Source organism: Polymorphobacter sp. PAMC 29334 (genome assembly GCF_019431245.1).
Taxonomy (GTDB): domain Bacteria; phylum Pseudomonadota; class Alphaproteobacteria; order Sphingomonadales; family Sphingomonadaceae; genus Polymorphobacter_B; species Polymorphobacter_B megasporae.
Window position 1 is genome coordinate 529,437 of sequence record NZ_CP080242.1, and the last position, 20,662, is coordinate 550,098.

Below are 20,662 nucleotides of genomic sequence, written 5' to 3' on the forward strand. Positions count from 1 at the left end.
CTGTACTCTTCCGGAAGCGGTGCTCGGCGGCTGCGCCCTGTGCCATCCGGGGGGGAGCGGTGATGACGGGCTGCAACTAAAGTCGAGTAGCGTACAAAGGAAGAGTCGTGATATCGCGCAGATTGTAGCAAAGTCGGCGCTGCGTTACGGCTGCAATTCAGCCAAGTGCAGGATCATCGGCATCGCTTTAGGATGGACTGTTCCGACAGGTTTGTTCGGTGCCGTCGCAAGGACTGCACACCCGTTCGCTTTCCAATAAGCGCCATACGGCAGTAAGCGTTTGCGACATTTGAAGGACGATCGGGAAGCGGGCGCAAGGCGACCGCCGCGCCAAATCATTACGCTGCCGCATAGATCGCCTCCGCAACGATTGATGCTTTTCAATGCGGCCGCGGTGCGGCGCGGATCAACGGGAGGCGTACATGATCGATGAACGCTTGCTTCGGCGTCGGGCGGACGAGCACCGTGGCCGCGCTCTTCAAGCGTAAAAAAAGCAAGTGGCAAAGACGCACAGAGAGTCTGCCCAGCAGTATGCCGCCCGCGCGGATCATCTGAAGGCCGGCGTCACGCCAACTGGATCGATGGCCTAGAATACCAATCGCCGCGTTCTGCAAAACGGCCGAGCGCCCCGCGGTCTACTTGGATCGGCATAGCCTGGTGCCAGGCGAGGCGGGACGGCCAAGTAAGGCCGTCCCATACAACATGATTGAGGATGGTCATTTAAGCCGCGACGGTAGTCGGGCGACGGCGGCGTACGCTTAGGCCCACGAAACCGAAGCCCGCGACCATCATGGCCCATGTGGCTGGCTCAGGTACGCCACCGACCGGCGGCGTGACGACGATGTTGCTTGTGTCGACGTTGAAATAGAGCCCCGCGCCGGTAACGTTGCGATCGACGTAGAACAGTGTGAAGTTATGCACGCCGGCAGCGAGGACCGATGTCGTCACAGGAGCCGCTGAAACGCCGTGGATCCCACCCTCTTGAGCGATGACATTGCGGTCGAGCGCAAGGAAGGCGTCGTCGTCAGCGCCGAAGCTGAAAGTGACCGATTCGGGCGCAGTCAGGTTAAACTGACCCGAAATCGTTGCGCCCTGAAATCCATGGGAATCGTCAGTTCCGGTTCCGTTGTTTGGATAGAAATTATAGTTCGCGAACGGGCTCGTGACGGTCGCGGTGCCGGTATAGGTAACATGGCTATTCAGACCCGGGCTCCACCACGTGATCTGGCCGTCTGGCGTGGTGTCGTGGATAAACGGAGCCGCTGAGGCCGCGTTATAGACCGGCAGGCCGAGTGCGCCCAACGTCGGCTTGACTTCGTCATAGTAGGTCGGCGTGCAGCAGCCGATCGTGTTGAAATCGGGGTCGCCGCTGCCGCCGCCATAGGTTCCTGCAATCGTATAGTAGTTGATAGTGAATGTGTTAGCAGCCAGCGCCGGCGCGGCGACCGTCGCGGCTAAACAACATAATCCAAGCGAGATTGACTTTAGCATGCTGACACCCCTCCATCCTTCAAAGCGACCAAGCGCGACGTTGCGCGATATCGTCATGATTAATGAATGATTTCCGTGCGTCCGTCCTCCTGCATTAGCAGGCATGAACCGGCATTTACCTGCATTGCGACGTCGGCTCGGGGCGATAAGCTTCCAAGCGTCGCGACGCCGGATCTGGGCAGAGCGTCCGACGTCAGCTTATCCCAGATGAAATCCGAGAAGAGGTGAGGCGGCTTTCGGGCCCCCTTATTGCTGGTTAAGGCACAAGAGAGCCGCGCCGGTGCGGTTTGCCGCCAGCGTGCTTTTGGCATAGCTAATTGAATAAGCATCCGGTTGAGGACGTCCGACGGTGAAAAGCGCAACGCGCATGCTGGTTGTCGCGGTCACTGCGGCCTTACTGGCCGGCTACGGTAAGAAGGAGCCCTCGTCCGGTGCCTTGAGGAATTCGGGTCGATTTACGGGCATAGGTGTATTCGCTCCGCGATGGCTGTGGGCGAAGATGAACATGCTCGAGCCAAGTCGGACGCCGCTGATGCAAGGATCGAGAATGATGAAGACGTGATCGTCGTCCTCTACAGCGACACCGGAGAGGTGCGCCAGTGCGGCGACCACAGTGGCGACTGCGTTGGAATGGATCCTTGGAGCGGGGCGAAGGCACAAGGAACGCTGCCAGCTCGATTGACGAAGCACGCTTCCGACGCTGCGGTTCAGGATCAGACCACCACGGTTGAAACCTTAAAGTAGCGCCATAGCTGTGTGACGCCACATTAAGACCCGCGGAAGCGTTCAGCTTCCATGTGCCGGGGAACGACTGCGGGAGATTGAATGCGGCACGGCATCGCGGTCTGCGACGGCAGCTATCTCCCTTATGACTGCCCAAAGCGGATTCGCGACTATCGGCCCCTTTCGGGCCAAGAGCATAAGCCAAGTCTTATCGATAGCTCCAGCCTCTCCCAGTTCGTTAAGCTAACGATCGACGCGATGGCCCACCATTGGTCGAAGACGGGGTGTAACTTTGGCTGTCGTGCTCGTGGCGATTGATTGAAACAGGTCGAACGCTGCCGCGGCGGGCAGCGTGCCATAGGTGCCATTGATGCTCGACTCAGCTGTACCCCCGTTCCAGGCGAGGCCGGGGGGCTTGGCGAACTGCGCCATAGTCGCCGTTCGCGCTGAATAATGGAGCGTTCCCGCGCCGCCGGTCAGGGTCACGCTTTCGCTGTTGCCGGGTCCGACTAGGTCGACCTCATAGGCCGCGATCGGGCAGATGTTGCCGGCGGCGACACCGAGGTCGCGGGCGAGATCCCATGTTACCTTGCCCTTCTGCGCGCCGGTCGGGTCGGTGGCAATAAAGGTCGCGCCGGTGACGCGCTCGTCGGTATCGGTGGCGAGCTGGATTGTAAGGTTCCAGCCGGCTGCGACCCCGCCCGGCACGGCGCACAACTTCGTCGTCTTGTTGACGAAAAAGCTCAGTCCGCCGCCTACGGTCGTCGGCGGCGAGGCGATGTTCCAGCTATTGATCCAGCAGTTGAGGTTGGTGCCGTCGTAGTCGATTATATACTGTTGCCACACTGCCGCCTGTCCGTTCAGGGCATAGGCGTTGAACTGGAGCGAATAGCCGAACACCTGCGATGCGCCGATCTGCGGCAAGCCGTTGGCGCTGTACGCAAGCGCGCTAGACACTGATAACGTCACCTGTGGCGACTGGATCGGCCGGCCGTGGTTGTGGAGCAGGTAGTTCGTCGAGCTGCCCAGGGTGCCGGTGGTCGGCGCGATCCCTGTCACCGCCGTGGGACCGCCCTGGAAGGCGACAACCAGCCGACCATCGGTGCTCCGCGTCGCGGCGACCGCACTCGCGACGAACCCTGCCGCGACGCCGGTCCACGGCCCGTTGACTGCCGTTTGCCAGTTGCCATAGGCATTACCGTCCATGCCGATGTAAAAGAGTTCGAGCCGTCCGTCCTGGTCCATGCATAGAGAAAGCTGCTGCGCTTGGCCGCCAAAGTTCGACTCGCCGTTCCAGCCGCCGCCGGCGCTGACCTGCCAATTGTGATAGATTCCGTCGTTTGTGCCGATATAGAAGATCTCGAGCCGGCCATCGGCATTTCGTATCGCTGTCACGTCCTTGCCGAAGCCGCCGAGCCCGGCCGCAGTTGCGCCCGACCCGCCACCGCCCCAGTCACTTCCGTTGGGCGACGTCTGCCAGTTGTGGTAGAGACCGCGGTCCATCCCGACGTAAATCAGTTCAAGCCGGCCGTCGGCGTTGGCCAGCAGGGTCAGCCGCCGGGCTTTGCCGCGAAACGCCGCCCCATCCCACGGACCGTTGCTTGGGGCGCGTTCCCAATTGTGATAAATATTGACGTCAAGGCCGATATAGAACAGCTCGAGTCGGCCATCGGCATTGGCCGCGAGCGCAACCTCCTTTGCCGACGCTCCGGTCAGCCAGGCGCCCGGCCAGTTATCCGATCCAGCATTATCCGGCCAATTATGATAAATGCGATTGTCCATACCGACGTAGAAGAATTCGAGGCGGCCATCGCTATTGCGCGCGACCGCAAGTTGGCGTGCGGTGATATTGAGCGCCTTACGAGCAGACCACCCCGACGTCGCTGACGCCGATGTCTGCGACCAGTGATAGACTTGGAAATCGCCCGCAATTACAAACAGTTCAAGCCGCCCGTCGGCATTGGCCGCGAGAGCGACCTGCTGGACGATGTTAAGGTCAGCCCCGACGTCGAGCACCTCGCTCGGCCCCCAGCCATTGTTCACTGCCGTTTGATAACGGTAATACACTCCGTCGGTCATGCCGCGCTCCTGACGAATAAATCCGAGCCGAGTAATCTCTAGAGCTTGCTAGCCCGCCAATTAAAAAGCTCTCGACCACGCTTACGCCGGAGCGTTAGCCCAACGCCGCCAAAACCGGCGAGAAGAAGAAGCCACATAGAAGGCTCCGGAACTGCGCCGACGGAAGCACGGTTACCGACACCGTCACTGATCTCCAACTTCACATTTGGATGTAATGCCTGATAGGCCGGGTCGATATAGATATAGGGATCGGCAAATGCGATAGACGAAGACGTGAAGTGGGGATACCCAAAAGAAGCGGCTGTTGTCGCCAAGATGATCTCGCCAGACGACTCACCAGCTATGAAGGCGGTATGAAAGATTCCATCGATCGACTGGCTGCTGGGATTTGGGTACCCGCCACCAGCACCTACGCGAAAATCGCCGTTATCTATCATTCCATAAAATGTATTTTGAAAAAAGCTGATCAAAGCTGTGCTAGCCGGAGAGTCACCTGTCCCCGGAGCGGGAAGCACACGTGACGCACCAATAGCGTACAAGATGTCGACTGGTACAGTCGATGTTGCGCCAACAACGTCGTAGTAATAAGCTAAACCATTTTCCGCTTCGGAACTAATACCATCCTCTAGCTTTGCTACAGAAGAAGCGCTGCTTTCGAGTCTCGCCGAAGAAGTGCTTGTTACCGCTGTCGCGGATGCGCCATTGAGACTGTAGTATAAAGTTGTGTTAAGTGCACTACTTTTGAGATAAATAGGCTCCGCAGATGAATCAATAATTAGGAGCGTGGTAGCAACCGCCGGTGGCGGGGCCGCTTGTCCGGGCGATCCAATTGCCCCTGAAATAAAGAACAGAAACAATAATTGATCAATTCGCATAATCATCAACCTGTAAAACTCTGTGATGGTCTGAACGGCAAATCGTAATAAAGCTATAATCCGAACCTTGGGTATAGGCGTCTGACGTTGCTTGAAGTCATGGCCCGCACGCGACGTTTTCCAGCCTTGCGCAGATCTGCGAGGTGCCGGGGCCGAAACTCAGCTGCAATATTATCAGCAGTAGCATAGCCGCAGCCGATGCCAGCTGCATCGCCAACCAGACGTGGTGGCGTGGAACGACAGGTTCATCCATCAGGCCCCCCGTTAATACCGCCTCGCCTGACTCCGGCGAGGTGCCACAGTTGCGATCGGAGCGGATGCCGATGCACCCTAAATCTTCAGCTGTCATAGCGAACCCCTTGGTCGGCACAGAGGATCGACCGCGGGTCGGCGAGGTAGGCAAATCAATCCTTCTCAAAAGTCATTAATTGTCACATATACAACTACTTGCGGTATAGAGCGCATTCAATCTGCGAATTCAGGCGCGTTTGCTTTTCACTGGAGGGGCACGATCTTTGCGATCGAACAGTGCTCGTTTATGGTGTTGCTCATCCAAATTTGCCGCTATTCAGACGTGCCGTTCTTTCCGGAGTGATCCTCCATGGATGTTTCGATTATGGACGACAGCTTCTATCGGTGGGGGCGCTTCACGCTAGACCCCGGTCGCCGTTCGCTTTGTTGCGACGGCGAGACTGTCAAAGTCAGTGAGCGGCTCTTTGATGTCCTTCATTATCTTGTCGCGAACTGCGAGCGCGTTGTGGGCCGGACCGACTTGCTCGAGGCGGTGTGGGCCGGCCGGATCGTTGATGACAATAATGTCAGCCAAGCCATTTTTGAATTGCGCAAAATTCTAAGAGTCCGTTTGAGAATGCTCACGGGTGCACGATCCGTCGTAGCATGAGGCTGCCGAGGGCGACGTGGACCATGGCTTCGGAGACGTCGATCCGCTGTTCGTAATCCCGCACGAGGCGCTTCCATCGTGTCATTTAGCCAAAGGTGCGCTCGACGACCCACCGCCGCTGCAGCACTTTGAAGCCGGGCTCCTTGTCGGTGCGGCGGATGATCTCGAGGACGAAGTCCTGGTAGATGGCCGCGTCCATCAACTTGGTGCGGTCATAGGCGCCATCGGCGAACAGGTGCTTGAGCCAGGGCCACCGCTTGCGGATCGCGGCAACGATCGCCTGCGCGCCGGCGCTGTCGGAGATGTCCGCCGTCGTCAGGTTGATCATCAATAGCCGCCCGTCGGTGTCCACGGCGATGTGACGCTTGCGGCCGAGGACCTTCTTGCCGGCGTCGAACCCACGGCTTTGCGCTGCCGGAGCCTTGATCGACTGACTGTCGATCACTGCTGCACTCGGGCTTTGCTCACGACCCTCGCGTGCCCGGTCCAGCATCAGCGTGACGTCGTGGAGCGTGCGAAACAACAGCCGCCGCACAAGCCGCCGAAACCACCAATAGACCGTCTGCCATGGCGGAAAGTCGTTCGGCAGCATCCGCCAGCCCCCACCCGTCCGAGCAAGATAACGCAAGGCGTCAAGCACCGCGCGAAGATCCGTCGTCGGCTTACGCCCTCGTTTTGGCGCGGGTGGCAGAAACGGCTGGATAAACCGCCACTCCTCGTCCGTCAGATCGGTCGGGTAGCGCTTCGCTCGCTGCTCAAATCCAGCCATCCGGCCACGGCTCGCTCGGGTCCACATCCCAAGCTTGAATCACAACCGCGCCACCCCTTCAAGCCATTCTCAAACGGTCTCTTAGCTCGACTTTGTACGTTTATGTGGCGAAGCAGAGTGCCTCTGCCATACGCACAAGGCGCGATGCTGGGATATTGTGGATTTCCCGGTCGGACGGGGAGCGTTGATTAATGTCGCCGACCCACAGCGCCATGCGCACGGCGCCGATGGCATCGCTGAACGTGAGACTGGTTTTTTGATACCAGGCGGCAGCGTACGGGGTGGATTTGCTGTTGAGCAATTCGCCGGCCCATAGGGTGACGAGGCTGTAAAGGCCAAGGAGCGCCGGCGTCGTTCGAGCGATGGCGTTATCGGACCATTGTCGCTGTGTCTCGACGCCAAGGTGGGCGCGGGTTTCGGCAAAGGTGACCTCGATCTGCCAGCGGCGGACGAACAGGGCGATGATCTGTGCCGCATCGAAGCTCACGTCCGTGCTGAAGAAGGCTTGGGGTGCGCGCCGGTTATCGGGATCGCGCACCAGCACCCATCGCACTGGCAGTACCGGCGTCCCGGGACGATACCACAGCGCAGTGCCGGTGGTGATGTCGAGGGCTTTGCCTTCAGCCTGACCGTACCAGGCGGAGACAATGATCCTGCTCCACACTGTTGCCGGATCACTGAGCAGGGATTTGAGCTTGGGCAGCGCCTTTCCCTTTTGTGCTGGACGGCCTGGGGTATTGCCTGTCCGCGCGGGCGGCGGCGCGAACAGGCTGGCGTCGAGCCTCAGCCGGCTGATCAGGGTTGCCCGTCGGGTGATGGCGTGGGCTAGTTCGTGCACAGCAAAGCTGCTGTCCCCGACGAAGATGATGCGCCTGTCGGGCAGCCAGCGGCACAGTTGCAGCGCGCCCTGCCGGGCCCAATCGGTCAGCACCTTGTGACGTCGTCCGGCCTGCAGATCGGCGCGTTCGGATGGCGCCAACAAGGTCAAGACCGGCAGGGCTTTCATCAAGCGTGTCCACGGCACTGGGGTAAGCACCATGAAGCTGAGCCAGCGCAAGCCGCTCGCCTTGACGAAGTGGCCATGGCTAGAGCGCACTGGATCCCGGTAAATGCCCCGGGCGCTGATCTTGCGCCCCAGCGGCGTTCGATCGTATCGTCAAGTCCCACAACAATGGGCCCGTCGGGAACAAGATGCCCGATCACCATCGCGAGGATGTGTTTGGCAACGGCGCGCGGGCACCAGCGCGCGCGACTGAGGATCTGGTGGTAACTTGCGAAGTTGGCGGCTTCGGCGCGCCCGGTCATCCGCAGGCAGGAGGTAACGGTTCGCTTGCCGGTGGCCAGCAACGCCCCCATGGCCAATACCAGCAGGTGTTCCCAGCTCGGAGCGGTAAAGCATTGGCGTAGAGGGCCCAGCCAGTCGCGCAGGATTTGCGGAACGGGGTCGCCAATAGCGGGTCTGGGATGGTGCAGCATCCCCTGCTTCGAATCCCGCTGCAAACTGGTTGCAATGCAAGTGCGCTGCGGCGGATTGACTCGGGCAACGCTTGCACAGCACCGGCTATGACTGACCCATGGACAGGAACGACATCGCGGCCCGCATCGAGGCGTTTGACGCTGCCAGTGGCGGCGGCGTGGGTTGGTATCAGGACAAAGGTGCCTTCTGCCTCTATCTCCTGACAACCGAAGCCCCGATCGCCCGCTTGAAGCCGACCGGTAACGGCGACGACGTCCGGATCAACTACTGGTCACACCGGCGCAAATGGGAGGACATCGACGACATGGGCGGATGCGTTCTGCCCATCGATCAGGCCCTCGATCATATCGCTAACAATGGCCTGTTCTGGACCTGGACCTGACCAAAAATCGTACAAAGTCGAGCTAAGGGCCGGCGGCGGCTCCGATCGCAGCATCGTTACAATTCCCGGCAAAGGATTCCGGTTCGTCGAGGCGGTGACCGCCGGCCCGAGGTCCGGACGCGGGCTAGTGGATCCAGAAAGATCGACGCGACGTGTCTGGCGGCGCGATTATCTATCGCTCGGCGCCGCGCTTCTGGCGCTGGTAGTGGTTGGGCTTAGCCTCGCGATCTGGATAGCTCGCCCACCGATACCAACCGGTCGCCCGCTAGCCGATCGAGTTTTTTCTCCCCCGGCATATTCTGTGGCTGTGCTCGGGTTCGATAACTTAAGCGGTGAACCGGCCCAATCCTATCTTTCGGACGGCCTTTCCGAGCAGCTTATTGACTCACTGACGCAAGTCCAGCGGCTGCGTGTTGCAGCGCGCGTCTCGGCCTTCTCATTCCGTGGGGGCCACGCCACCATTGATCAGATCGCCCATGCCCTCAACGTCGGTGTCGTCCTGGCCGGGAGCGTGCACCGCATCGGCAACCGGGTAGCGGTCACCGCGCAACTGACGAACGCCCTGACCGGGTTCAACATTTGGTCCAGGACTTATGACCGCGACCAGAAGGAGATCATGACCGTCCAGTCCGACATCGCATTAGCGGTAGTGCGGTCGATGCAGCTTCCCACGTCTGAAGCCGATCAAATTAAGCTGGCTCTCGGCGGAACGAGCAACTCGGCGGCTTACGACGCATATTTGCGCGGCATGAATTATCGGCGCAACGCGCACATCTTGCGCGACTATAAGGCGGCTCTGGCCGAATTCGATCGTGCGCTAGCGATCGATCCAGGCTTTGCGCTAGCCTATGCTAAGAGAGCTATCACTTTGGTTGCGGTACAAGCGCTGGGTGCGAACAGCACGCTGGCGGAGCAGCATTTGATTCAAACCGCTCGGACAGCGGCGGACCGTGCGGTCGCGCTGGCGCCGATGTCGGGGGCGGCGCATTCCGCGCGCGGAGCAGTCCTGGGCCATCTCATGCTCGACAAGCTGGGCGCCTTCGATGAGCAAGCGAAGGCCATAGCCCTAGCCCCTGGTAACGCCAGCATTGAAAGCAACTATGCATCCGCGGCTTTAGCGCTCGGCCATGTCGACGAGGCTGTGGCAGCGGCTCGCAGAGCGGCTGATCTCGACCCGCTTGATCCCAATTTCTGGGGGCAGATGGGGCAGATTCTCTATGAGGGTCACCGCTACCACGAGGCGTTGGAGGCCTTGGACCGCGAACGTGCGGTAGCTGGTGCCTTGCCGCTGCGCCATCGCGTCCTGCAAGCTCTGGTCCTTTTGATGTCAGGCCAAGCGCAGGCCGCACGGACGATGTGTGCTTCAGGCAGTGACTGGCAAGAAAACCAGCTCCTCGCATTGGCCGATCAGGCGCTTGGGCACCAGGCAGCGGCAGAGGCCGACCTGGCGAAGGTGCGCGCAGCGTTGGGAAACGACGCCGCTTCCAACTACGCAGAGATTTATGCGCAATGGGGCAGGAAGGCCGAGGCGCTTCACTGGTTTGACAGGGCGGTTCGGTCGCGGAGTCCAGGATTACTTGATGTCCGTCTGGACCCGCTGCTCGACCCAATACGTGACGAGCCGCAGTTCAAGGCGAGCCTGGCGCGACTTGATCAAGGTTGAGATATATCGCTGGTGGTTGGTCGGGGGCCGCCCGGTCGACTGGGCCAGTGGTCGAGCGTCCGGCAGCGTTCTCGCGTCCGACCGCCGGAACCGGACTGTCGCCTTTCGGCCCCTAGGGCGTCCAAGAGGAATTGGAGCCGCGGCAGCGGCGACTGAGGGGCGGCCAAGCGATCAGCAGCTCTTGGTACAACTTGCTAGAGAGCGGACCGACCGCAATCAGCCTGTAGAAGAGAATGTAGCGATGAGGGCGTGTACGAATCATATCGTCTCGACCGTGCTGTGTGCATTGCCGACGGTCGGTTCGCAAAACGGCTTTGCTCTATGCCACTGGGTTCGTGACAACAATCCGACGATAGCAATCGCGCCAGCCGGCACACTCGATGTCGCGCCTGAAATGGCCGCCGAGTGTTATGACGCCGGGCCGCGACTGGTTCGTCCCTACGACCCCGGCGTTATCGTCGAGCAAGTCCAACTGATGCGCGAGCGCGGCCGGCAGAAGCTCGCGCTAAGCTGATCGGCGCTTATCCGGGCCGGCTCGACGACGGTGTCGCTGACCGAAGTCTCTGCTCCTCAGCGACCACGATACGAGGGTCGAGGCCTAACCTAAAGCCCGCTTTTTGACGATTGGTCGCCCTCAAGCTGCTAAGCAGCACCCGGCCAGTCCCGTCAATTCGATCCGGCACCTGCTGTCGCGACAAACTTCCGTCTATCACAGCCACAACACTCTCACGACGATTTATCGACATCCCCATGATTACGCACGTCAGCCGCATCGCCAGCACACAGCTTACATCGGCTCACAGGTCCTTTGAGCGAGTTCCCAACGAGCCGTTCAGCACATAAAATGCAAGCCGCTTGTGACGTGGGGTCGATTGCTCTCGACCAGCGTTTTGTCACTTTACCACAGGTTAGGGACTTGATCGACTGATCGCTTCGGGCAATTATGCTACATGCGGGTTTTAGATGATCAGGATTACAAAGATTATCGGATCAAGGTGACTGAAGTTTATGCTGAGCAAATGCGAGCTCTGATCGGCTATCAGGCTGACTTGGCCAAATGGATTTTTGCTACTTTAATCTTGATAAATTCGGGCGCGTTGGCCGGAATAGTTTCGTCTTCGCGGATCGTTGATGGCGCGGCGCGCATAGGCGCACCATGGTTTATTGCCGGAATTGGGACAGCGCTCGCTTCCGGGTTCATATCGTGGCTGAATACAACGATCGCGATCGGCATCTACGGCAAGATCGTATCGCCGGCCGCCATATTTGACAGAGCATCACAGCCGGAATTTAAGAAATATCGCACGCTATCGGTTCCGGCGCTGGCTTGCTGTGCGATTGTGGCGGGTCTTGTTTCGGTAGCTTGCGCAGGCGTCGGAGCAGAGGACGTTATGAGCTTCGAGTTAAAAGCACCGATCGGGTAGCTTTGCCGCGTATCATACGCCGAGGCGGGGTAAGTGCCCGATCACTGACCGTTATTGTGTCTCCGTCGAACCCGGTGCTGGGTGCCAGCGCGATGCTAATAACCAATGTTCTACATACTCGACAGTAGATTAATAGGCCGGCTACGGCGAGCTGACTGTCTAGAGACCAACATTCCACTTACGACTCCCGAAGGTTCGTCTGGTGCATCGGCGGGCGCTTCAAGGACTACCAACGTTCGCGGCCCTTCAGCTAAACGTGGATATCTTTAGCACTGTTCGGTTGACGGCACGATCGGCAGCGCGAGCGCCCAAAAACGGATGGTTCTTCACATTGAGGCTATGGCTTCTGCGATGCTGTCGTAGACGAGGTCGAGATCTTCGTCCGAGATGCAGTACGGCGGCATGACGTAGACGGTGTTACCAAGTGGCCTCAGCAGCACGTCGCGTTCCCGAAAGAAAGACATCAGGCGCGGCGCAAGAGTAGACAGGTATCCGTTGCTATCCCCGATTTCGATCGCCGTGACGGTGCCGAGCTGGCGTCCATTAATCGCGCCGGGCTGCGACTGAAGCATAATGAGCCCCTTAGACTGGCGCCGCGCAAGATCGGCGACGCGTTCCAGCACCGGCTCTTCCCGCCAAATCGCGAGGTTGGCGTTCGCGGCGGCGCAGGCGATCGGGTTGGCAGTATAGCTTGACGAGTGGAAGAACATGCTCGACCGGTCGGTGCCGTAGTGAGCGGCGAAGATAGGCTCGATCGCCATCGTCACCGCTAGTGGGACGGCGCCCCCTGTCAAGCCCTTCGATAGGCAAAGGATATCGGGCACGATCTTTGCTTGCTCGCAGGCCAGCAACGTGCCGGTTCGTCCCCACGCCGTCATCACTTCGTCGGCGATAAACAACACGCCGTGCTGCGCACAGATGCGACGCATCTCGGAAAGCGTTGCCGCCGAATAGACCAGCATGCCTCCGGCACCGAGCAGCAGAGGCTCGATGATCAACGCTGCCGCTCCCTCGCGACAGGCCTGATCGAGCGCGTCCAACGTCGTTTGCTCGCCGCCCACGGTCGGGAAAGGGATAGTCTCCACGTCGAACAGGAGCGGTGCGTAGGCGCGGTTAAAGACGCCGCGCGCACCGACCGACATCGCGCCGATCGTGTCGCCATGATAGCCGTGCTCGAGCACAAGGATGCGATGCCGAGGTTCGCCGCGGTTCAACCAATAGCCCAGCGCCATCTTCAGCGCGACTTCAACGCTGGTCGAACCCGAGTCGGAGAAGAAGACACGCGTAAGAGCCGGCGGCATTATCGCGCGTAGTCCGGCTGCCAGCGTCTCTGCTGGTTTGTGCGTCCACCCCGCGAAGATGATCTGATCGAGGTTACCGACCTGTTCGGCGATCGCGGCGGCGATGCGTGGGTGGGCATGGCCGTGGGTCGTCACCCACCAGGATGAGATCGCATCAACGATCCGCCGGCCATCGGCGGTAAAAAGCGCGGCGCCTTGGGCGCGCTCGACCAACGGGATCGGCTCGGCGAGGCCGTGCTGCGTGAAGGGGTGCCATATCGAGGATCCGCTCAACGGAAATCCTCCAGTCTGAAGTTGGCATGGAACGCTGCCCGTAAGCTGGTCGCCGTCAGCGGGGTAAGGCGCGGGAGCCGGCCCAGGCGCCTGACTTTGCCAAGTTCGACGACGATCGCTTCGCTGTCTTCGTTTGGATTGCCGACGAATGCGATACCGAGGATCGGTACGGCGCGGGCGCGCAGGGCTTCGATGGACAACATGCTATGGTTGATTGTGCCTAGTCCAGTACGCGCAACGATCACGACTGGATGGCCCCAATGGGCGAACAGGTCGGCATAGAGCAACCGCCGCGTGACCGGCACCAGCACGCCACCGGCCCCTTCGACCACCAGCGTCTCGCGCGTAAGTGAAGGCGTTAGAAGGTCAGGATTAATCTCGATACCGTCGAGCTCGGCGGCGCGGTGCGGCGAACAAGGCGTCGTCAGGCGATAGGCCTCAGGCAAGATATGTCGTTGCGGCACCCCGAGTGAAGCAACGGTTGAGGCATCGCTGCCGTCGTCCAACCCGGCCTGGATCGGCTTCCAGTACACAGCACTCAGCGCTGTGGTAAGAGCGGCGGCGAAGACAGTCTTGCCGACGTCGGTGTCGGTGCCGGTTACGACGATCGTGGTCACAAATGCTCCTGCAGGGCGGTCACGAGCGCCGCAATCGACGCCTCGTCGACGTTGAGCGTGAACGACAGTCGCAGCCGCGCGGAACCGGGCGGGACGGTGGGCGGACGAACGCCACGCACATCGAATCCTGTCGCCTGCAACGCGGCGGCAATCTCCATCGTCCGGCGGTCGTCACCGATGACCACTGGTTGGATCGGCGATCCTGACACGGGCATCCCGATGCGGCACCACTCGCGCGCCGCTGAGTGGAGAAGCGCGTGAAGCCGGTCTCGGCGCTCTGGCTCATCGCGCAGGCAGCGCAGCGCGTCGCGGACCACGGCCGCGATTAGCGGCGACGGCGCGGTCGAGAAAATAAAGCCTCGACCTCGATTGATCAGGAAGTCGCGCACCGTGGCTGGCGCGAGGATTAGGGCCCCTTCGCACCCCAACGCCTTTCCGCACGTGCGTAGCACGACGACATTGGCTCCCCCGTCGAGATCCGCGGCTAAGCCGCGACCATCAGGGCCGAACACGCCGGTGGCATGCGCTTCGTCGATCAGAAGCATTGCGCCTTCCCGTTCGGCGAGCAAGGCAGCGTCGGTTAGCGGCGCGCGGTCGCCGTCCATGCTGTACAGGCTCTCCATCGCGAGCCATGGCGTTCCCGATCCACCACGATTGCGCCACGCGGCAATCACGTCGGCAGCAGCGTCCACGTCGTTGTGTGCAAAGGCCCTTGTCTCCGCTCGGCCAAGTCGCATTCCTTCATGCGCGCTCGCGTGGATTAGCTCGTCATAGACGACGAGATCGCCGCGCTGCGGCAACGTCGAGAAGAGCAAGGCGTTCGCACCGTAACCGGACCCCACGAAAAGAGCGGCTTCGGATCCAAAGAATTGGGCGGCTTCTTCCTCAAGCATCTCATGCTCTTCGCAGTTGCCGCGCAGCAGGCGCGATCCTCCCGAGCCGGTGGGAACTCCGCGCGCCAAGGCCGCAATGACCGCGTCTCGCAGACGGCTAGATGCCGCCAGTCCCAAATAATCGTTCGATGAGAAGTCTAAACCGGACCGGGGCGTCAGAGACCGACGTCGACCCATTGCGGAAAGCTGCGTCAGTCCGTCCACCAAAATATCAAGTGCGCCCATTCGCCCGTGCTAGCGCCAGCGTCGCCGCTTGCCGAGAGGCATTCGGTCGCTACACCGACCATATAAAAGCCTCGACGTGAACCGGCATCGTGTCATCAGGTCGCCGTGGTAATTGGAGCAGTTATGCCATTTCCGTGACAAGCCGTGTGAACTCCGCGCACTAAGCCCAAGATTAAGCGATGGCGTTCCGTCCCTCCCCATCCCGAGATCGCCCATAGCGGCTTATCTTTATGTCCGCCTTTTGTTCGCTTCGAGGAGAAGAAGAACCATCAACACGTCCAACAATCTTGATGAAGATCGAGTTTGACCGGAACCCGCAAGACTTCTCCGTAAGTGATTATGATTTAACATTCTTCGGCCCGTGCAGAGAGACCGTAATTGGACGATTAACAGTCTTCCCGATAGCGGTTTGCGGTAAAAATTAGGGGTCACGCGGTAAGGCAGCGGGTCTTTGAGTTGAGTTTTTCTGCTGGATCATCGACGCCGCGCCAGGCATGTCCGGACTGCGGGATATGCCGGAACGCCTCGGCAAAGGGCAAGCGAGTGGGTGGCGGCCGTTGGCTTGCCCCGGCTGGACTACGGCATGCACTCACTCAGGCGGACAAAGGCGGCGCTGGTGTACAAGCGTACCGGCAATCTCCGCGCCGTTCAGATGCTCCTCGGGCATACCAAGATCGCGACGACCGTTCGCTATCTTGGAGTCGACCTCGAGGATGCGCTCGCGCTCTCCGAGGCCACCGATCGCGACCTTATCGCGCGCGCCTGCCGTGCGAGCCGCGCACTCTCTTCGGTCATCGCGCCGCGGCCGTAGCGACCACGCTCTCAGCATCCGATCAAGTAGGGTTCCCGTGAGTTAAATCGTCCTCGATTAGCGGAGCGGCGGCGAACGGCCGCTTTCCTGCATTGAACATCTAAGAGCGGACACGCAGAAATCCCTCGCGCTCTGGCCAAACCGCAGCGCCTGAATGAAGGTCCGGTCTTGCGAGGCGCTTGGCAGCCTAGAATGTCGAATTGTGGGTCTTCAAATCAGCGCGCCGCGCGCTCGCCCACCTGTGGCCACCACTCCGACGCGCGACGCCCTGTTTCAATCACCATCATTTAGGCAAGCGGGGCATGCAACCTCCTTCGAACTCGAACACGCCCCACCGGACGAAATCGCTCCCGCCCCGGATCGTGATACGCGAATTTGGCTATCGTCCGCGAGCTAGCTAAGGGCGCTCTACGAGTGGCACGATCGAGCAGCCCAATGCTCAGCGCGTTGTCGCAATCCTGCACGACGAGGGGGGCATGCATAAACGCCGCCCGATTGCTCCTCTGCCGACTACGGCGTTTCGGACAAGTTACAAATTTGATAACGTCATCGCGACGATTGTAAGGCACCCACCTTTCCATATGCCATAGCAATCAGAGGAGGGACGGCGATGGCGGGCGAGGCGGCGAGCAGCGCGGCACCGGACAGTGGTTACACCGCGGTCGTGTACTTCCACGGCATCGGCCAGCAGCGACGCTTTGAAGAAACCAGCCGCCTGATCGACAGCCTCGACCGGTACCTCGCCGGTTGTTTCTCACGCGGCCAGCCCCGCGGTATGTTGATGGGGATCAAGCCGCAGCTGCGACCCGGAATCGCCGATCCGAGCGATGTTTTCACCCATATCGTCACCGTCTTTTCGCCCGACCGCAGTGGCCGCACCGAGCTTTCCTCCGTCCGCTTCCACGAGGTCTATTGGGCCCCGATCATGGCGGGCGAGCGCTCGCCACTGGGCGTCGTGCGCTGGCTCGGCCGCCAATTGACGCGTCCGCTCGGGACGGTGCGGTCACCTTGGCGCGAACGGCAACGCCTCCGCCGATCGGCGTTGGCCGCACTCTACGAGGACAAAGCGCACTGGCCGCGAGGCATCCTTGAGCAGGATTTCACGACCTTGGTGCAGCGCTACGACGACTTCGAATCACCTCAGGCACTTCGCGCCTTCGCGGAGGGCACCTTCGCGCAATTCAATTTCTATCTCGAACAGCGATGCGCCGGCGACATCGAGGCCATTGGCCGTCATCTAGCTTTGGCAAGGGCTTGGCGCCGGGCCTATCTGGCAACGGAGGCGCGCAACGCAGCGCTGCTCGCGTCGCTGGCTCTTGCTCTCGCTTTGCTCGCTGGCGGCGCGGTCGCGCTTGTCCTTGTGCTCCTGCAGCGCTTCACGGCGGTGACCGCGGGCAGCTCGCTGGCGCAGCTCGCTGCAGCCGCACCACCGACGCTGACGACTGCAGCCAGCTTGGCGCTGACGCTGGCGGGACTGTTCGGCATCGGCGGCTTCCTGACCGGATACGTCGGCGACATCGAGGCTTGGGCGACCTATGAGGAAACTGACGAAAAGTTCGAGAAGCGGGCGAAGGTCATTGCGCTCGGCGCCAAGGTCTTCGGCCAGGTGTTGGGCGACGAAAATTGCCGCCGAGTTGTCGTCGTCGCCCACAGCCTCGGCACGACGATCGCCCATGACACGCTGCTGTCGCTCGTTCGGACCAACCGTGTCTCCAACCCCCAGGACCCGATCAAGGGGCCGGTGCCGCTAACCAAGATCGAGCATCTCGTCACGCTCGGCAGCCCGATCGACAAGATCGAGTATTTCTTCGAGAGCTACCGTTCGCCCTTCCATCGCTATCGCCGGGTCGTCGAGGAATTGCGCGGCGACATCAGCACCGCGCCATTTACCCGGATGCGCAAGCCGTTCCTCCACTGGATCAACTTCTGGGACGACGGCGATCCGGTCAGCGGCGCACTGCATTCGCCGACCGGCAAACTGGGGTTCGTCCAGCGGGTCGACAATGTCCATGTCGCCAACCGGCCATTTCCCAGCCCTGGCGCCTCGCATTCCGGATACTTTTTCAACCGCGACGTCATCGCGACGCTGTTCGACGTCATCTACCACCGCGCCGCGAGCTTCCGCGCGCTGCCACCGCGACCCCGCCAGGATCCCGACTGGTCGAGCGCGTTCATCGGACCCGCGATCGATGCACCAGGCGCCCGGCGACTATGGACGCTCATGGCGATCGCGCTGCCGTGGTTGGCGCTAAGTGCGGTGATCGTGCAGCTGAGCCTGTCGCACGGTGCTGCCATAGCATGGGTGCCGTTCGGGATCACCGTAACGATTATCGGCGTGGCGGCCCTTACGCTTGGCAGGCGCGAGCCTCGTCACGCGCTGGAGACCGCACCGATCGTCACCACCTCGGTCGGGGCATCTGAAGCCATCTCACGGGACGCCAAGAGCTTCGAGCCGTTGCGCAGCGAAGACGCGGACATATAGCTATTATATAATCCACGGCCCAGGCGAGCTCTCGCTGCGCGCTCAAATTTGCTGAATGAAGGACCGCTTTGGGTCTTTGCGTAGGTCGGGCTGAGCGTCCAAAATTGGGGCTTCCGGACATACCGAGGTCCATGGAACAATAGCCCGCTTTGCCACGTCGAACGCCCGTATGCCGCCAGGCGGCGACCGGCCCCGACGCAGCGCCGCTACCAACTGCCGGTTTTGGGGGTCACTAAGCTGCCTTGAATGACTGCATCGGGGTTCGGCGGCCTTATCTGTGGGGCCAAGCTTCTGCTGGTTTCCCGCGTCGCTAACCTAAAAGTCAGTGATCATCCGTGTAACCGACGTCTCGGACAGCTTGCCGAGCCCCCCCCGCAATAAAACGCTTGGATGTGCTTCATGGCTCGCGAACGCATCGATGATCTCGAGGTACTGCTAACCGTAACGCGCGAAGGCAGCTTCACCCGCGCGGCCCCCAAGCTGGGGTATCGAAGTCGGCGCTCGGTGAGACAGTGCGGGCGCCTGAAAAGCACGTTGGCCTGCGTCTTCTCGTCAGGACAACACGCAGCGTTTCCCCGACCACCGTCGGCGCGCGCTGCCTTGCGCGACGCGGAGGGCGATTTTGCGAGGACGGTCGTGCGCGTTACGCTCAATTCGGGGAATTCATTTCTGGCGGACGGGAACCTGTTTGGTGAGCGACAGTGCTTTTGAACTGCAAATCGGCGGGTGATTTAATGCTGCCGAGGCAAAGATCAGTCAGCGACCTGCCGCTATCGTCATAGGTGCAGGGCATAATATCAGGCATAATCATCACACTATCATTAGTGTGAGGGTCGGTAAGGCACTTTAAGAGGGGCGAATTCGGGATTAGCACATATATCGCAACAACTTGTCGCGTCGCTCAGAGGTATTATCGGACCGAGCCCAATGCCGCGCCACTTCACACAGATTTAAGCTGTTGTCCCTAAAGACTTACTTGAGTTTGTAAGTGTGGAGTTGCGTATTATGATTAAGCTTGTTAAGCATGCGGTACTATGTGCGCTGGCTGTCACGACGTCGGCAGACGCAAAAATCCTTTATGCGACATCTTCGACCATAATGAGCATCTGGAAGACGGCGGTGAGCGGCGACACCATCCGGCTGTCGGGGACGTTTGCCGGCACCACGTCGCTCCAGAACAAGACCGCCACGAAGGCGATCACGATCGATGCAACGAAAGCGACCTTCATCGGGACGCTCAAGTTTCAGTCGGTCAATAATATCAAGGTCGTCGGTGGACGGTACGACTCGACGGGCGGTCCGACGGCGTACGGTCGAGGGATCGTCGTCTACAAAAGCAGCAACCTTTCCTTTGACAAGCTCACCGTGGTGGCAAGCGGCACCGACGGCGAAACCGGAGTCGGGCTGGAGGGCGTCACCAATGCAAGTGTGACGAACTCGACCTTCACCAACGTCGGCGTCGGTGTCGGCGTCACCGGATCGAGCTACATCACGCTGACCGGTAACAAGGTCGTCGGCGCGACGAAGGACGGCTACGACGCGTACAACGACCATAATGTGGTCATCGCCAACAATAGCTGCAGCGGCAGCAAGCCGCAGGCGGGCGCGCACCCTGATTGCGTCCAGCTTGCCAGCACCGGCGGACTGCCTGTCCAGTCGGACATCAAGGTCATCGATAATATCGCGACCGGCATGACCCAGGGATTCACCTCATTCTTGGGGTCCGCGACGGGTAGCCTGCGCATCACCATGACGGGAAACATCATCAACGGCCTGATGTCGCAGGGCGTCGCCTGCTATGGCTGCGTCGATAGCTTCATCACCAACAACTTCCTGTCGTCGCAGCCCGGTGCCCCCCACTTCGTCAACTTGAATGTCATTGGCGGGTCGAACAACGTCGTGTCCGGCAATACCTTTGGCTCGCTGAACACGTCGTCGGTCCTGCCGACCGACTATGCTTCGGCTTACTTCCGGCTCACCGGCACGACCTACAAGCCGACCTTCGCCGACTTTTCGTCGATCGGCGCGACGGCGAGTATGGAGCGGATCGGTGCGACGATCCCCGAACCCGCCGAATGGGCGCTGCTAATCGCCGGCTTCGGCCTTGTCGGGTTTGCCGCCAGGCGCGCATCGCCTCGCGCTGTTGCTTGAGTACTTTTGCCGCTGCCCCTCGTGGTCGGCGGCAATTATTCACGTTCTTTGAGACGAGTGCGGAACGACCGATCGAAAACAAACCCAGCCCGACTTAATCTTCGAACTGGTCTTGTCGTTCGAAG

The 20,662-nt window shown here is 60.4% G+C and carries 18 protein-coding genes and 2 pseudogenes; 10 read left to right on the top strand and 10 right to left on the bottom strand.

Annotated features, from left to right (window positions below; translation table 11 throughout):
• Positions 1-720: 720 nt before the first annotated feature.
• Positions 721-1,596 (bottom strand): PEPxxWA-CTERM sorting domain-containing protein, encoded by an 876-nt coding sequence (locus KZX46_RS02460; protein ID WP_219773767.1) that lies wholly within the window; start codon positions 1,594-1,596, stop codon positions 721-723.
• A gap of 378 nt (positions 1,597-1,974) precedes the next feature.
• Here KZX46_RS02460 and KZX46_RS02465 point away from each other — a divergent pair, with 378 nt between their 5' ends.
• A complete protein-coding gene (locus KZX46_RS02465) occupies positions 1,975-2,235 on the top strand; it encodes a hypothetical protein (RefSeq protein ID WP_216711572.1) in 261 nt (86 codons plus the stop codon).
• Between the two features lie 222 nt (positions 2,236-2,457).
• On the opposite strand, the gene KZX46_RS02470 is transcribed toward KZX46_RS02465, so the two are convergent.
• From KZX46_RS02470 to KZX46_RS02480, 3 genes are all read right to left on the bottom strand, one after another.
• Positions 2,458-4,293, bottom strand: coding sequence for a hypothetical protein (locus KZX46_RS02470; protein ID WP_216711571.1), 1,836 nt, complete (start codon positions 4,291-4,293; stop codon positions 2,458-2,460).
• A gap of 38 nt (positions 4,294-4,331) precedes the next feature.
• A complete protein-coding gene (locus tag KZX46_RS22655; protein WP_226895822.1) occupies positions 4,332-5,174 on the bottom strand; it encodes a PEP-CTERM sorting domain-containing protein in 843 nt (280 codons plus the stop codon).
• 91 nt (positions 5,175-5,265) lie between these two features.
• Positions 5,266-5,517 (bottom strand): hypothetical protein, encoded by a 252-nt coding sequence (locus tag KZX46_RS02480; protein ID WP_216711569.1) that lies wholly within the window; start codon positions 5,515-5,517, stop codon positions 5,266-5,268.
• A gap of 267 nt (positions 5,518-5,784) precedes the next feature.
• Here KZX46_RS02480 and KZX46_RS02485 point away from each other — a divergent pair, with 267 nt between their 5' ends.
• On the top strand, positions 5,785-6,069 hold the full coding sequence (locus KZX46_RS02485) for a winged helix-turn-helix domain-containing protein (RefSeq protein WP_219773768.1): 285 nt from the start codon (positions 5,785-5,787) through the stop codon (positions 6,067-6,069).
• Here KZX46_RS02485 and KZX46_RS02490 read toward each other — a convergent pair.
• From KZX46_RS02490 to KZX46_RS23155, 3 genes and pseudogenes are all read right to left on the bottom strand, one after another.
• Positions 6,041-6,865, bottom strand: a pseudogene (locus tag KZX46_RS02490) (IS5 family transposase). The gene KZX46_RS02485 and the pseudogene KZX46_RS02490 sit on opposite strands and share 29 nt — an antisense overlap.
• Positions 6,866-6,938: 73 nt before the next feature.
• Positions 6,939-7,895: a transposase gene (locus KZX46_RS02495; RefSeq protein WP_255614717.1), complete on the bottom strand. Its 957-nt coding sequence runs from the start codon at positions 7,893-7,895 to the stop codon at positions 6,939-6,941.
• Positions 7,844-8,314 carry a transposase gene (locus tag KZX46_RS23155; RefSeq protein WP_370647422.1) on the bottom strand — a complete coding sequence of 157 codons (471 nt, stop codon included), beginning with the start codon at positions 8,312-8,314 and terminating at the stop codon, positions 7,844-7,846. The genes KZX46_RS02495 and KZX46_RS23155 overlap by 52 nt, the downstream gene beginning before the upstream one ends.
• A gap of 98 nt (positions 8,315-8,412) precedes the next feature.
• Between KZX46_RS23155 and KZX46_RS02500 the strand changes: the two genes are divergently transcribed.
• From KZX46_RS02500 to KZX46_RS02515, 4 genes are all read left to right on the top strand, one after another.
• Positions 8,413-8,697, top strand: coding sequence for a hypothetical protein (locus KZX46_RS02500; RefSeq protein WP_219773769.1), 285 nt, complete (start codon positions 8,413-8,415; stop codon positions 8,695-8,697).
• Between the two features lie 301 nt (positions 8,698-8,998).
• Positions 8,999-10,360: a tetratricopeptide repeat protein gene (locus KZX46_RS02505; RefSeq protein WP_219773770.1), complete on the top strand. Its 1,362-nt coding sequence runs from the start codon at positions 8,999-9,001 to the stop codon at positions 10,358-10,360.
• A 181-nt stretch (positions 10,361-10,541) separates the two neighbouring features.
• The gene (locus KZX46_RS02510; RefSeq protein WP_216711566.1) at positions 10,542-10,874 is read left to right on the top strand and encodes a hypothetical protein; all 333 of its coding nucleotides are present in this window, start codon (positions 10,542-10,544) and stop codon (positions 10,872-10,874) included.
• Between the two features lie 436 nt (positions 10,875-11,310).
• A complete protein-coding gene (locus KZX46_RS02515; RefSeq protein ID WP_219773771.1) occupies positions 11,311-11,784 on the top strand; it encodes a hypothetical protein in 474 nt (157 codons plus the stop codon).
• 326 nt (positions 11,785-12,110) lie between these two features.
• Here the strand turns inward: KZX46_RS02515 and KZX46_RS02520 are convergent, their stop codons facing one another.
• The 3 genes from KZX46_RS02520 to KZX46_RS02530 are packed head-to-tail and all read right to left on the bottom strand — an operon-like array spanning position 12,111 to position 15,093.
• Positions 12,111-13,358, bottom strand: a complete 1,248-nt coding sequence (locus KZX46_RS02520; RefSeq protein WP_219773772.1) for an adenosylmethionine--8-amino-7-oxononanoate transaminase — start codon at positions 13,356-13,358, stop codon at positions 12,111-12,113.
• Positions 13,355-13,975 carry a dethiobiotin synthase gene (gene bioD, locus KZX46_RS02525; protein ID WP_216711563.1) on the bottom strand — a complete coding sequence of 207 codons (621 nt, stop codon included), beginning with the start codon at positions 13,973-13,975 and terminating at the stop codon, positions 13,355-13,357. Before bioD ends, KZX46_RS02520 begins: the two co-directional genes overlap by 4 nt.
• Positions 13,972-15,093, bottom strand: a complete 1,122-nt coding sequence (locus KZX46_RS02530) for an 8-amino-7-oxononanoate synthase (protein ID WP_219773773.1) — start codon at positions 15,091-15,093, stop codon at positions 13,972-13,974. Before KZX46_RS02530 ends, bioD begins: the two co-directional genes overlap by 4 nt.
• Positions 15,094-15,586: 493 nt before the next feature.
• On the opposite strand from KZX46_RS02530, the pseudogene KZX46_RS02535 reads away from it, so the two are divergent.
• The 4 genes and pseudogenes from KZX46_RS02535 to KZX46_RS22665 form a co-directional block, all read left to right on the top strand.
• Positions 15,587-15,835: pseudogene (locus KZX46_RS02535) on the top strand (tyrosine-type recombinase/integrase); the annotation flags it as partial.
• 679 nt (positions 15,836-16,514) lie between these two features.
• On the top strand, positions 16,515-18,386 hold the full coding sequence (locus tag KZX46_RS02540; protein WP_219773774.1) for a hypothetical protein: 1,872 nt from the start codon (positions 16,515-16,517) through the stop codon (positions 18,384-18,386).
• 512 nt (positions 18,387-18,898) lie between these two features.
• Complete coding sequence (locus tag KZX46_RS23400) at positions 18,899-19,081, top strand: hypothetical protein (protein ID WP_370647423.1); 183 nt, start codon at positions 18,899-18,901, stop codon at positions 19,079-19,081.
• A gap of 424 nt (positions 19,082-19,505) precedes the next feature.
• Positions 19,506-20,537, top strand: coding sequence for a right-handed parallel beta-helix repeat-containing protein (locus KZX46_RS22665; protein WP_226895823.1), 1,032 nt, complete (start codon positions 19,506-19,508; stop codon positions 20,535-20,537).
• Positions 20,538-20,662: the final 125 nt, after the last annotated feature.